11 protein-coding genes are annotated in these 12,339 nt (G+C 65.1%); 6 read left to right on the top strand and 5 right to left on the bottom strand.

From position 1 onward, the window contains the following. From H8A92_RS36910 to H8A92_RS36900, 3 genes are all read right to left on the bottom strand, one after another. On the bottom strand, positions 1–820 hold an 820-nt coding region (locus H8A92_RS36910), incomplete at its 3' end, for an MFS transporter (protein ID WP_229200191.1). Between the two features lie 122 nt (positions 821–942). Beyond that, positions 943–1,752 carry an MBL fold metallo-hydrolase gene (locus H8A92_RS36905; protein WP_229200190.1) on the bottom strand — a complete coding sequence of 270 codons (810 nt, stop codon included), beginning with the start codon at positions 1,750–1,752 and terminating at the stop codon, positions 943–945. Further along, on the bottom strand, positions 1,749–2,123 hold the full coding sequence (locus tag H8A92_RS36900; RefSeq protein ID WP_229200189.1) for a Crp/Fnr family transcriptional regulator: 375 nt from the start codon (positions 2,121–2,123) through the stop codon (positions 1,749–1,751). Before H8A92_RS36900 ends, H8A92_RS36905 begins: the two co-directional genes overlap by 4 nt. A 204-nt stretch (positions 2,124–2,327) precedes the next feature. Here H8A92_RS36900 and H8A92_RS36895 point away from each other — a divergent pair, with 204 nt between their 5' ends. The 3 genes from H8A92_RS36895 to H8A92_RS36885 all read left to right on the top strand — a co-directional run bounded on the left by H8A92_RS36895 (position 2,328) and on the right by H8A92_RS36885 (position 5,364). Further along, the gene (locus H8A92_RS36895) at positions 2,328–3,398 is read left to right on the top strand and encodes a hypothetical protein (RefSeq protein ID WP_229200188.1); all 1,071 of its coding nucleotides are present in this window, start codon (positions 2,328–2,330) and stop codon (positions 3,396–3,398) included. A 152-nt stretch (positions 3,399–3,550) separates the two neighbouring features. Continuing rightward, entirely contained in the window at positions 3,551–5,098 is a 1,548-nt protein-coding gene (locus tag H8A92_RS36890; protein ID WP_229200187.1) for a hypothetical protein, read from the top strand. A 101-nt stretch (positions 5,099–5,199) separates the two neighbouring features. Continuing rightward, positions 5,200–5,364 carry a hypothetical protein gene (locus H8A92_RS36885; RefSeq protein WP_229200186.1) on the top strand — a complete coding sequence of 55 codons (165 nt, stop codon included), beginning with the start codon at positions 5,200–5,202 and terminating at the stop codon, positions 5,362–5,364. A 100-nt stretch (positions 5,365–5,464) separates the two neighbouring features. Here the strand turns inward: H8A92_RS36885 and H8A92_RS36880 are convergent, their stop codons facing one another. Beyond that, positions 5,465–6,670: a CaiB/BaiF CoA transferase family protein gene (locus H8A92_RS36880; protein ID WP_229200185.1), complete on the bottom strand. Its 1,206-nt coding sequence runs from the start codon at positions 6,668–6,670 to the stop codon at positions 5,465–5,467. A 209-nt stretch (positions 6,671–6,879) separates the two neighbouring features. Next, positions 6,880–9,879, bottom strand: a complete 3,000-nt coding sequence (putA, locus tag H8A92_RS36875; RefSeq protein ID WP_229200184.1) for a bifunctional proline dehydrogenase/L-glutamate gamma-semialdehyde dehydrogenase PutA — start codon at positions 9,877–9,879, stop codon at positions 6,880–6,882. Positions 9,880–9,998: 119 nt separating this feature from the next. Between putA and H8A92_RS36870 the strand changes: the two genes are divergently transcribed. The 3 genes from H8A92_RS36870 to H8A92_RS36860 all read left to right on the top strand — a co-directional run. Then, entirely contained in the window at positions 9,999–10,463 is a 465-nt protein-coding gene (locus tag H8A92_RS36870) for an Lrp/AsnC ligand binding domain-containing protein (protein ID WP_229200183.1), read from the top strand. Between the two features lie 121 nt (positions 10,464–10,584). Then, a complete protein-coding gene (locus H8A92_RS36865) occupies positions 10,585–11,208 on the top strand; it encodes a hypothetical protein (protein ID WP_229200192.1) in 624 nt (207 codons plus the stop codon). A gap of 189 nt (positions 11,209–11,397) precedes the next feature. Beyond that, a partial coding sequence (locus H8A92_RS36860) for a tetratricopeptide repeat protein (protein WP_229200182.1) occupies positions 11,398–12,339 on the top strand: 942 nt, incomplete at its 3' end.

The following is a 12,339-nucleotide window of genomic DNA, read 5'->3' as shown; positions in this document are numbered from 1 at the left end:
TCAGCTCGGCGACCGCATAGGTCGGCAGAAAGATCGCATTGACATAGTTGATCGCCGTACCGGCTGCGATCAGGCAGAACGAGGCAATCAACTCGCGCGGATATTCGGAGAACAATTGGCCGAGCGTGGTCTGCCTGCTCGGCTGCGCTGTCGCGGCCTTCTCGGCGAGATACGCCTTGAATTCGGGTGACTCGTCGCACCTTTGGCGCAGGTACCATCCGGTCGGTCCGATCAGAATGCCGAGGATGAACGGCACGCGCCAACCCCAGCTCGCGAAGGCGTCCGCCGACAGGCCGAGATTGAGACCGATCGCCATCGCGGCACCGAGGCCGAACGCCAACGATTGCGACACCATCTGGAACGAGCCGTACAAGCCGCGCCGGCCGGGCGGCGCGAACTCGATCAGCATCGCGCTGGCGCTGCCGAACTCGCCGCCGGCGGAAAAGCCCTGGATCAGCCGCGCCAGCAGCAACAACAGCGGCGCCGCGATTCCGATCGCGCCGTAGGTCGGCAGGACGCCGAGCAGGCCGGTGCCGGCAGCCATCAGCGATATCATGACGACCAGCGCCTTCTTGCGGCCGTGCTTGTCGGAATAGAGCCCGAACACCAGGCCACCCAGCGGCCGGGCTGCAAAGGCGATCCCGAATGTCGCGAAGGTCAGCAGCAGCGAGGAATGCGGGTTGTCCGCGGGAAAGAACAGCTTGCTCAGGATGCCGGCGAACAGGCCGAAAACGGTGAAGTCGAACCATTCCAGCGCATTGCCGATCGTGGAGGAGATCACCACCCGGCGGCGCATCTGCGCCATCGTGTCAGTCTGCATTCGCTTCGTCCCCCCGCTGTCGGCAACGGCCTGCCTCACCGAGCCCATGATTTTATCGTTGTGAGCCGATCCTAGTGCAGAGTCATGCCAGGCCACAACGGGCGGCTTCGGCTGGCCGAGCCTCAATCGTCGAGCTTGTTGAGGTCACGCACCGACTGCATGATCGGTTCGAAATTCGAGCGCGCGTCGAGTGCATCGAACAGCTGCGCAGTGTCCTCGAGCAGGGCATGCGAGCGCTGCAGCGCGATCCGCACGTCGTCGTGCGGGGTGTCGGACAGCCGGCCATGACCCGACAGCAGGATCTTCGAATCGAGCCCCTTCAGCCGTTCCAGCGACTGGATGTAGTCGGCAATCGAGCCCGAGCCGAACACGCCGCCCATCACGCCGCCGGGCATCAGCGTGTCGGCGGCAAACAACAGGCCCTTGTCCTGGTCGAACAGCGTGATGCAGGCCGAGGTGTGGCCCGGCGTGTACATGACGTTGAGGCGGAAATTGCCGAGGTCGATCAGATTGCCTTCCTCGAGCCAGATGTCGATGTCGATCGGCACGTTGGGCTCGTTGAACATCTTGCGCAGCATCGAGAAGTCGTCGCGCAGCATGATCTTGTTGGCGGCGAGCCGATGCGCGGCGATATAGGCTGAGCCGTGGAAATGATAGGCCGCGCCGATGTGATCGAGATGCTCGTGGCTCAGCACCACCATGTCGATCGCATCGGGCGTTATGCCGAGATGGTTGAGGCAGGCGACCAGCGACGGATAATTGCTCGATAGCCCGACGTCGATCATGATGGTGCGTTTGCTGCCGCGTACGAGATAGGCGTTGGCGGCGCGGTTCTTGAAGCGGATCTGGTAGACGTTGTCGGCCGCCTGGATCAGCGTCGCGACGTCGGCGTCGAACAGCGTCTTGAACGGGCTCGGCTTGCGGTCGCTCATGGTGCGCCTGCCGCTCGGTAAGTGACGGCGTTGGACGCGCGCAAGCGTTTCGAGAGCGCATCCATCACCATCAGGGCGAAGGCCGGCTGCTGGCTGACGAGATAGACGAAGCGGGCGTGGTTGATCCGCATCACCCGCGTCGCAGGTGCCGAGGCAATGGCCGTTGCCGAGCGCGCCGAGCCGTCGATCACCGCCATCTCGCCGAAGAACTCGCCCTTGCCGAGGCTGACGATGACCGTCTTGTTGCCGCCATCGATCTTGACGATGTCTACCTTGCCGTCGAGCACGACAAATAACTCGCGGCCGGTCGAGCCTTCCTCAAAAATGACGTCATCGACACCAAATTCATTGATGCATTTCTCGATCGTCATGGTGCTCCCCTGCCTTCTGGCTGGAAGATGATGGCATGTTAATCGGGAAAGCGGCGCGCGCAAACGGAGCTGACGCAGATTGCCGCAGGGCAACATCGCCCAAATCCGGCCCGGAAAACTCCCTAAAATTTAGGTAATGGCGGAGCGGGGTAACCATTTCGCAAGCAATAAAAGTTACCGAATTGTCAACCCAGTCTGGAGACTTTGAACGTGAGTGAGCAGCAGAGCGAGCCGGTCAACGGTCAAACCGGTGCCGGAATGGCGGCGAAGAGCGAGCCCGTGATGGCCGCGGCCGGTGTCGAGGCTGTCAGGCTCGCACCCGAGCAGGAAGAGACCTCGCCGAAGGCGGATGCGCCCGTGATCGACGCGTCGAAGGCCGAAGCCCCCAAGGTTGAGCCGTCCCGGCTTGATCCCATGATCGAGGCCAGGATCGATGCCAGGCTCGACGCCAAGCTCGATCCGACCAACATGGACGTGCCCAAGGTCGAGACCGGCAAGCGAGAAGAGCCGCGTTTCCCGGGCAAGTTGATGATCATGGCAACCGGTGACCGGACCTGGGACCATGAGGCGAGCGCGTCCAGGCCGGGCGCCGAGCAGGCCGGCAAGACCGCAGGCAAGCCGGCCGGCACCCGCCGGTTCGGAGCGATGGCCGCGGTGATTGCGTTGGCGACCGTCGCCGGCGCCATGGGTGGCGCGCTCACGACCGCGGGTCTCGGCCATCTCGCCGCTCCCGCCGCGGCCTCCGTCAGGGATGTGGCTGCCAAGGACGCCGCCGCCAACAAGGAGGCGGCCGATGCCGCGCTCGCCCGGGTCGAGTCCGAGCTCGCAGCGCTGAAGGCCAGCGTGGAGCAGACCGCGAAGGCCGGCCAGGCCCAATTCAGCAAGGCCAGCGACCGGATCGAGAAGGTCGAGAAGGCCCAGGCCGAGCCGATCGCCAAACTCAACAAGCTCAGCGAGACCGTGGACAAGCTGCGTGCCCCGCAGACGACCGTCGCTGCGGCGACGCCCGCCCGCGAGGTCACGGGCTCGATCCCGCCGGCGACTGCCGCGGCAGCCCCTGCCGCCCCCAGGCCCGAGGTCGGCCGCATGCCGGTGGTTGACGGCTGGGCACTGCGCGACGTCGGCAATGGTGGCGCACTGATCGAGGGCCGTGGCGGCATCTACGAGGTCTATGCCGGCGATCCCGTCCCCGGCCTTGGCCGCGTCGACGCCATCCGCAAGCAGGACGGCCGTTGGGTGGTCGTCACCAGCAAGGGCCTGATCGTTTCGCGTTAGAGTATCTTGGACGCGTTTTCTTCACGCGAACCGGCGTCCACTTCGCTCGAAAACGCTATGTTCGCCGAAACACGACAACACCGAGGCGCTTCACCGCGATGTGAAGCGCCTTTTTTCTTGAATAGGGTTTGCCGCGCGGTGTTAGTGGGAGCATGACCCGTGCGCTGAAATGCCTCCTGGTGATGTCCGTCCTGTTCTGCGGCGCCGTGTCTGCACGTGCCGCAGAGGATCGCGCGCTCGAGCGCGGTGCGGCGGTGATCGATCCCGCGATCCTGCGCGAGCTCGATCATGGCCGCTTCGGCCTGGGACGGATGCTTGCGCCGGAACGCTCCGCCGATGCGCCGCTGTCCAACAGCGAGCTGTTCACGTTGCCGGCGATGGTGCCGGTGCGCGCGGCGCTCGATCGCGAATTCGATCGCTATGTCACAAAGCATCATGCAAGCCTGCCGAACGAGAGCATCGGCGTCGGCGACGGCTTTGCGTTTCAGCTGTTCGATCGTGCGCTGTTCGAATTCCCCGACGTTCGCTTCGTGCTCGCCGGCATCGTCAACCGCATGGACCGCGCCTATGTGGCGCCGAAAGACTGCGGCGAGATCCGGCTGGTCTACCGGCTGACCCGCACCGATGTGCCGCTGATCGGCGAGAACGCGGTGTCGCAGCGGCTGCCGATGACGCTGAACCTGGTGCTGAAGGCGAAGGGTGACGGCAACGAGCCGTCGCTCACCTGTCGCGAGCTCGCGCGGCGCTGGCTCGCGACCGGCAGTGCACCGCCGACGATGGACAAGCTGTTCGGCAAGGACGGGCCGCTCGACCTGATAGATCCACGGAGCATCAATCGTATCGAGACCAATCTGCAGATCGCCCACGCGCCGAAATCCGCGGTGCGCGACTTCCGTACAGACTATCTGCTGAAAGTGTTCGACTATGACGGCGCGGCGAAACGCTTTGCTGAAGCGCCGCTGGAGAACCAGATCGATCGCGACCGCATTCTCGCCGACGAGGGGCTGAAGCGCGACTTCAAGGCGTGGCTGCTCGACCCCAGGCATTTTGCCGAGCTCGATCGCGGCACCTTGCTGATCCCCGATCGTTTCCTCGCAACATCGGCGGTTGCGCCGACGCCGATCGGTTTTGACGTCAGCGAGCTGGAGCCCGAGTTCGGGATGGTGCAGGGCGAGGGGACCTCCGGCACTGCGGTGTTCTCGGGAGACGACGTCGTCGGTGCCTTGCAGAAGGCTGCGGCTGACGGAACGAAGCTGCAGAATATCCAGTCGCTGGCCGGCTTCGAGCGTCGGCTCAACGACGTCACCTGCGCGGGCTGTCATCAGACCCGCGGCATCGGCGGCTTTCATTTTCCCGGCGTCGACTGGATGGCGGCGAAGCCGTCGAACTCGACCGTGGTGCCGGCCTCGCCGCATTTCTTCGGCGACCAGCCTCGCCGCCGCGACATCCTTGCCAGCTTCCGCGACGGCAAGGCACCAGATTTTTCGCGCGGCTTCTCCAACCGGCCGCAATCGCGCGGCAGCGCCGAGCTCGCCGGCACCGAATACAGCGACGGCTGGGGCGCGCATTGCTATCTGCCGGGCGCGAGGCCGGCCGAGACCGACCGCAGCTTCCGCGGCTGGACTTGCGCCGAGGGGCTCGCTTGCGAGGTTGCCGGGAAAACCTCGCGCTTCGGGATGTGCTTCGTGAAGGGGCGGTAATGCAGTAGGAACCGAAGCGGCTGCGCGTCATTATTTGATGCTACATTCCGCTTCGCGACCACGACCTGAACAACCCAGCCCTTGGGCGGAGAACCCAACCGATGAGCGCTCCCGAGCAGGACAAGCAGCGCAACCGCGAGATCGCGGCCAACGAGGCCGAACGTCAGGCGGCCAGCGCCGTCCGCGTCAGCAGTTGGGCGATCGGGCTTGCGGTCGTCATCGGCGTCATCGTTGTGGCCATCGTCTGGGCCTGGATCAAGCGCTGAGCCACCATAGGGTCTTCAAACGAAGTGGGCATAGGCTAGCGTGACGCCGCCCTCTCCTCGCAAGAGCGGGGCGAGGGTGAAGAGACAGCGTCAGCTCGACCTACGCCACCGCGCCGGACGCGCGCAGCTTCTGGATCGTGGCCTCGTCGTAGCCCGCCTGGCGCAGGATCTCGTCGGAGTGCTCGCCGACCTCGGGCGGCTTGCGCGGCTGCACCTTCTTGGCGCCGTCGATGAAGATCGGGCTGTTGACGGTCAGCATGGTGTCGTTCTCGAAGCGCACCAGCACCTCGTTCTCAATCATCTGCTTGTCGTTCGGGATGTCGTCGAGGATGCCGACCACGCCGAACACGAGGCCATTGCCGTCGAGGATCTTGCGCCATTCGGCGAGGTCCTTGGCGGCGAACACTTCGTCGAAGATCTTGATCAGTTCGACCGAGCGCGCATGGCGGTCCGCCTTGGTGGCGAAGCGCGCATCGGCGACCAGATCCTCGCGGCCCATGCAGCGCGCCAGCGTCGGCCATTGCCGGTCTTCATTGAGCAGCGACAGGATCAGCCAGCGGCCGTCCCTGCACTTGTAGTGGTTGGTGACGGCGTTCAGCGCCTCTTCGCGCGGCTTGCGCTTCTTGAACTTGGCGCCGGCGAGCTTGGCCTGCGCCAGCACGCCGTTGGCCCAGACGCCGTTGGCCATCAGATTGGTCGAGACGTGCGAGCCCTTGCCGGTCTTTTCACGCTGGAACAGCGCGGTGACGATCGCGCCGTAGAATGCCATCGCGCAGGGGTGATCGCCCATGCCGGCGACCGAGCGCGCCGGCGTGGTGTCCTCGTCGGCGCGCACCAGATCCATCAGGCCGGAGCGGGCCCAATAGGCGTTGGAGTCGAAGCCGGGCTTGTTGGCCTCTTCGCCCTTCTCGCCATAGCCGGTGAATGACGCGTAGATCAGCCGGTCGTTGAGATGGCCGAGATGATCGTGGGTGATGCCGAGTTTTGCGCGCACCTGCGGCGGCATGTTGGTGATGAACACGTCGGCCTCGGCGACCAGCTTGTAGAGCACCTCGCGTGCCTCGGGCTTGGTGAGGTCGAGCGCGAGGCTCTTCTTGTTGCGGGCCTCCAGCATCCACGCGAAATTGTGTTCGCTCGCGGGATAGCCTGGCAGATTGGGCAGGTTGCGGTAGGGGTCGCCGGCGCCGGGCGGCTCGATCTTGATGACGTCGGCGCCGAAGTCGGACAGCACGGTGGCGGCCGCGGGCGCCGCGATGAAGCTCGCGCAGTCCAGGACCTTGAGCCCGTCAAAAATGCCTTTTTCCATCGTGCCGTCGCTCCCGTGGCGCTTGTTGGTGTTTTTCCGGTAGCTGGAATTATCGCGTGAATCCCGATCGGACCGCCATTTGACCCATCTCGGGGGCGCGATGCAACGGGTTGTTGAGGCGTCATTGCGAGCGAAGCGAAGCAATCCATACCTCGGTGCGGGGATAGATGGATTGCTTCGTCGCTTCGCTCCTCGCAATGACGGTAGACCTACTCCACCCCCGCCATCAGCGCCGCATTGCCGCCAGCAGCAGCGGTGTTGATCGTGATCGTCTGCTCGGTGGCGAAGCGCGTCAGGTAATGCGGGCCGCCGGCCTTGGGACCGGTACCGGAGAGGCCGCTGCCGCCGAACGGCTGCACGCCGACGACTGCGCCGATCATGTTGCGGTTGACATAGATGTTGCCGACCTGGAGGCGGTCGATCACGTGTTCGATGGTGTCGTCGATGCGGGAATGGATGCCGAGCGTCAGCCCGAAACCGGTCGCCTCGATCGCAGCCAGCACATCGCCGAGCCGCTCCGCGCGATAGCGCACGACATGCAGGATCGGGCCGAACACCTCCTCGGTGAGCTGGCTTGCGGCCGACAGTTCGAAGATGTGCGGCGCTACGAAATTGCCTGCCGGCGCCTCGGCGGCGAGATGCACCCGGGCCTCCTTTTTCATGCGCGCGATATGCGCGTCGAGCCGCTGCTTGGCCTCGGGATCGATCACCGGTCCGATATGCGTCGATGGCTCGGAGGGATCGCCGATCTTCAATTCGCGCGCGGCGCCCGCGATCATCTCGATCATGCGGTCGGCGACGTCGTCCTGCACGAATAACAGCCTGAGCGCCGAGCAGCGCTGGCCGGCGGAGCGGAACGCTGAAGTGACGACATCATCGGCGACCTGCTCCGGCAGCGCGGTGGCATCGACGATCATCGCATTGATGCCGCCGGTCTCGGCGATCAATGGCACGATCGGGCCATCCTTGGCCGCCAGCGTCCGGTTGATCGAACGCGCCACTTCCGTGGAGCCGGTGAAGACCACGCCGGCGATGGCGGGATGGCTGACCAGCGCGGCGCCGACCGCGCCATCGCCCTGCACCAGATGCAGGGCCGTTTCAGGCACGCCGGCCTGATGCAGCAGGGCGATAGCCTCGGCTGCGATCCGCGGCGTCTGCTCGGCCGGCTTTGCGATCACCGCATTGCCGGCCATCAGCGCCGCCGTGATCTGGCCGAGAAAAATCGCGAGCGGGAAATTCCACGGCGAGATCGCGACGAACGCGCCGCGGCCGCGCAATTCCAGCACGTTGCTTTCGCCGGTCGGCCCCGGCATCGTTTCGCCCTTGCCGAACAGCTGTTGACCGAGCGCCGCATAGTAGCGGCAGAAATCGATCGCTTCGCGCACTTCGGAGAGGGCGTCGTCGAGCGTCTTGCCGCCCTCGCTTTGCAGCAGAGCGAGGAAATGCGCGCGGCGCTGCTCCAGCAGATCGGCGGCCTTGTCGAGGATCGCCGCACGTTGTGCGGCCGGCGTGCCGTTCCAGGCCTTGAAGCCACGCTGCGCAGCCGTGATGACGGCATTCGTCTGCTCGGCGGTGGACGTGTTGATCGCAGGCGAGGCCTTGCGCTCGGCCGCGATCGCCGAGGTTAGCGCGTGGAGCGCCTTTCGTTCGCCGAGCTCGACGCCGCGCGAATTCTCCCGCTGCGGCCGATAGAGATCGACCGGCAACGGAATTCCGGAGTGCGCGGCATTGTTGTCAGTTCCGATGATCTCGGCCGGGCGGCGCAACAGGTCGACGATGGATACACGGTTGTCTGCGGCCAGCGCCACGAAGGACGAGTTGGCGCCGTTCTCGAGCAGGCGCCGCACCAGATAGGCGAGCAGATCGCGATGGCTGCCGACCGGCGCATAGGTGCGGTGGGCGATTTCGGGCCTGTCCGCGCCGAGTTGCGCGTAGAGCGCCTCGCCCATGCCGTGCAGCCGCTGGAATTCGAAGCTCGTTGGGTCATCCGCGAGTTCGAGGATGGTCGCGACCGTCAGCGCGTTGTGGGTGGCGAATTGCGGAAACAGCCGCGGCCGCAACGCCAGCAGCTTGCGCGCGCAGGCGACATAGTTCAAATCGGTCATCGCCTTGCGAGTGAACACCGGATAGCCGTCGAGCCCACGCTCCTGCGCGCGCTTGATCTCGGTGTCCCAATAGGCGCCCTTGACCAAGCGCACCATCATCCTGCGGTCGAGCGCGCGCGTGAGTGCATCGATGTAGTCGATCACGTCGGCGGCGCGCTTCTGATAGGCCTGGATCGCGAGGCCGAAGCCGCTCCAGCCGGCGAGCGACGGGTCGGCGAATGCGGCGGCGATCACGTCGAGCGACAGCTCCAACCGGTCGGCCTCCTCGGCATCGACGGTGAAGTTGAGGTCGAACGCCTTGGCGCGGCGCGCGAGGTCGATCAGTTGCGGCACCAATTCGGTCATGACTCGCGCATGGCTCACCGCCTCGAAACGAGGATGCAGTGCGGAGAGCTTCACCGAGATGCCGGGCCGGTCGGGCAGGGCCTGATCGCCGGCCGCCTTGCCGATCGCCTCGATCGCGCGGACGTAGGATTCGAAATAGCGATGGGCGTCGTCGGCTGTGCGCGCGCCTTCGCCGAGCATGTCGAAGGAATAGCGCGAGCCGCGCGCCGTGTGCGATTGCGCACGTGACAGCGCCGCCTCGATGGTCTCGCCGAGCACGAAATGGCTGCCCATCAGCCGCATCGCCTGCCGTGTCGCGGCGCGCACCGCCGGTGCACCGAGCCGCTTGGTCAGCCGACCTATTGTTCCCTGCGGTGTTTCACCGGGCTGGATCACCCGCGCGGACATGCCGAGCGCCCAGGCCGAGGCGTTGACCAGGAACGCGCTGGATTTGGTCTCGTGGTTGACGAAGTCGCCCTGGCCGAGCTTGTCCTCGATGAACTGATCGGCGGTGCGCGCGTCGGGCACCCGCAGCAGTGCCTCTGCCAGCACCATCAGCGCCAGCCCCTCCTTGGTCGATAGCGCGAACTCCCGGAGCATGTCCTCGACCCCGCCGAGCGGATCGTCGTTCGCCCGGATCGCCTCGATCAGGCGCGTCGCGCTGCGATCGATCCGGGCCTCCGCGTCCGCGCCAAGCCTCGCGTCATGGCGCAGGCGGCCGGCGATTGCTGTGTCATCGGGTGCGTAGGGCGCGCTGAACGGCGGGAGCGGGTCTGGCATGGGCGGTTCCTTAGGCAGCATTGCACGGGAACTCCTACGCGCCCGTGGACCGCAGTTCGATAGACAAATTAGCAGATTTGCCTTAGAAAATAAGGATCAATTCAGGTATTTCCGTAGATATGTCAGAGATAGACAAGATAGACCGCAAAATCCTCTCGATCCTGCAAGGGGATGGCAGGATTGCCAATGTGGAGCTGGCCGAGCGGATCGGCCTGTCGCCGACCTCGGTCGGCGAACGGCTGAAGCGGCTGCAGCGCGACGGCTTCGTCGAGGGTTATGGCGCGCGGCTCAACCCGCACCGGCTGGGGCTCGGCCTGCTGGTGTTCGTCGAGGTGCTGCTCGACAAGACCACGCCCGACGTGTTCGAGCGCTTCGCCAAGGCGGTTCAGACCGCGCCGGAAGTGCTGGAGTGTCACATGGTGGCCGGCGGCTTCGACTATCTGGTCAAGGCGCGCGTCGCCAACATGACCGCCTATCGCAGGTTTCTCGGCGAGACGCTGCTGGCGCTGCCGGGCGTGCGCGAAACGCGAACCTACGCGGTGATGGAGGAAGTCAAGCGCGACGCGCCGCTGCCGGTCGGTTGAGGGCCGTTCGATGTGATCCACAGCCATGCCCCGAATGTATTGGCATCGTGATGCGCCCGCGATAATCCTATCTCGCAGGGTAGGGCAGTGGTTCATGAAAGACGCCGATCAGCCGATACGAATGAAGCGGGCCGGATTTGCCGGCGCGCTTGCGGTGCTCACGCTCTCGTTGCCGTCAGTGGCGCCGGTCCGCGCGGCCGAGCTCAGCTCGGGCGTCATGCAACTCTATACCTCGGTCTCGATCTATCCGCCGTCGGCCTCGACGATGACGGTCTGCTACGGCTTCGTCTGCAGGCGCCGCGAGATGCTCGACTTCAATGCCGCCGACAGGGCGGCCTTGGGCAAGATCATGGCGACGGGCCGCGCCAACGCCGCTGCCGAGCGTGCGGCCGTGCAAAAGGCCGTGATCTGGTTCGATCGCCGGATGGGACCGATCCTCGGTACCGACAAGCGTGTGGCGAAAGCGGATTTCCGCGCCAACGACGACAAGCACAATTTCGATTGCTGGGACACGACGCGCAACACGACCAGCCTGATGCTGGTGATGCAGTCTTGGAATCTGTTCAAGTTCCACGACGTCGGCGATCCCCACTATCGCGGGTTCTCGTTGGGGCAAACGCCGCACAACACCGCCGTTCTGCTCGAACGCGCCACCAAGGTGGAATGGGCCGTCGATCTCTGGCCCCGCGGCTATCTGCAACCGCCTGACGTCATGACCGTCGCCAAATGGGTGACGGAAGATTGAACGGCTGAGTGTCGCCGCCGCGCCTGTTCCGTGGCGCTCCATTCCCATTGATTGCGCAGGGATATCGATCTCTGTCATTTGACGCTGGAACCGCAATCAATGGTTCCAGAAATTCGTTCACCACCCATCACCATAAGAGCCAAGTGACGCGTTAACATGGGCAGCATTCGGTCAACCCGAGGCTACGTCATGCGTTCACGTTCAATTTGCGTCGATGCTGCCGGCAGCGGCATTCGTTTCCCATTGTTGCCTGCGCTTGCGCTGCTGCTGCTGTCGCCTGTGCTGGCCAGCCCGGCCCGCGCGGGCGATGTCGAGGACTGCAGCGGACCGCCGACCGAGAAGGCCGAGGCGGCGTGCTCTGATATCATCAACGATGCCGCACGCTCGGCAGAGGAGCGGACCAAGGCTTTTGCGGGCCGCTCGCGCTTCTATATCGCCCGCAACAAGATCGATCAGGCCCTGAGCGATGCCGATGCGGCGGTGCAGCTCAGCCCACAATTCGTTCCGGCACTGATTGCGCGCGGCTATGTTCGGCAGCGCAAGGGCAGCCTCGATCAGGCCCGCGCCGATTTCGATCGCGCGATCGAGCTCGAACCGAAGAATCCGTTCGGCTTCCTGGCGCGCGGCAACCTGCGCGCCGACCAGCGTGCCTGGGCCGATGCGATCTCGGATTACGGCCAGGCGATCACGCTGCGGCAGGATCTCCCTGCGGCCCATGTCGGGCGCGCGCGGGCCTATGTCGAATCCGGACAGCCCGATGCGGCGCTGGCCGACGCCAACACCGCGATTGCCGTCAACGCAAGCTCGCCGAATGCGTTCTACTGGCGCGGCCAGGCCTATCGCCGCAAGGGCGACATCGATCATGCGATCGAGGATTTCTCGCGCGCGATCGCACAGGCGCCGCAGACCGAGCGCAACGCCTATTTTGCCCGCGCCCAGCTGTACAGCGCCAAGGGCGACTATGTCCGCGCCATTGGCGACTTCGACTGGCTGTTGAAGGTTCTTCCCGACAACAAGGAGATCCAGCAGCAGCGCCAGCAGGCGCTCGCGATGCAGGCCGAGCTCGCCAAGGCCGGTGCGGCTTCGCCATCGCCGGCAACACCGGCTCCGGGCGCAACCCCGACGCGCCCA

Source organism: Bradyrhizobium acaciae (assembly GCF_020889785.1).
In the GTDB taxonomy this organism is placed as follows: Bacteria; Pseudomonadota; Alphaproteobacteria; order Rhizobiales; family Xanthobacteraceae; genus Bradyrhizobium; species Bradyrhizobium acaciae.
The sequence above is the reverse complement of the archived record's forward strand: the minus strand, read 5'-3'. Positions and strand labels throughout refer to the sequence as shown.

Bases quoted from the DNA above. Each gene is read 5' to 3' on its own strand.
- H8A92_RS36905 (WP_229200190.1), bottom strand. From the start codon at position 1,752: ATGAGCGACCGCAAGCCGAGCCCGTTCAAGACGCTGTTCGACGCCGAC.
- H8A92_RS36900 (WP_229200189.1), bottom strand. From the start codon at position 2,123: ATGACGATCGAGAAATGCATCAATGAATTTGGTGTCGATGACGTCATT.
- H8A92_RS36890 (WP_229200187.1), top strand. From the start codon at position 3,551: ATGACCCGTGCGCTGAAATGCCTCCTGGTGATGTCCGTCCTGTTCTGC.
- H8A92_RS36885 (WP_229200186.1), top strand. From the start codon at position 5,200: ATGAGCGCTCCCGAGCAGGACAAGCAGCGCAACCGCGAGATCGCGGCC.
- H8A92_RS36880 (WP_229200185.1), bottom strand. From the start codon at position 6,670: ATGGAAAAAGGCATTTTTGACGGGCTCAAGGTCCTGGACTGCGCGAGC.
- putA (WP_229200184.1), bottom strand. From the start codon at position 9,879: ATGCCAGACCCGCTCCCGCCGTTCAGCGCGCCCTACGCACCCGATGAC.
- H8A92_RS36870 (WP_229200183.1), top strand. From the start codon at position 9,999: ATGTCAGAGATAGACAAGATAGACCGCAAAATCCTCTCGATCCTGCAA.
- H8A92_RS36865 (WP_229200192.1), top strand. From the start codon at position 10,585: ATGAAGCGGGCCGGATTTGCCGGCGCGCTTGCGGTGCTCACGCTCTCG.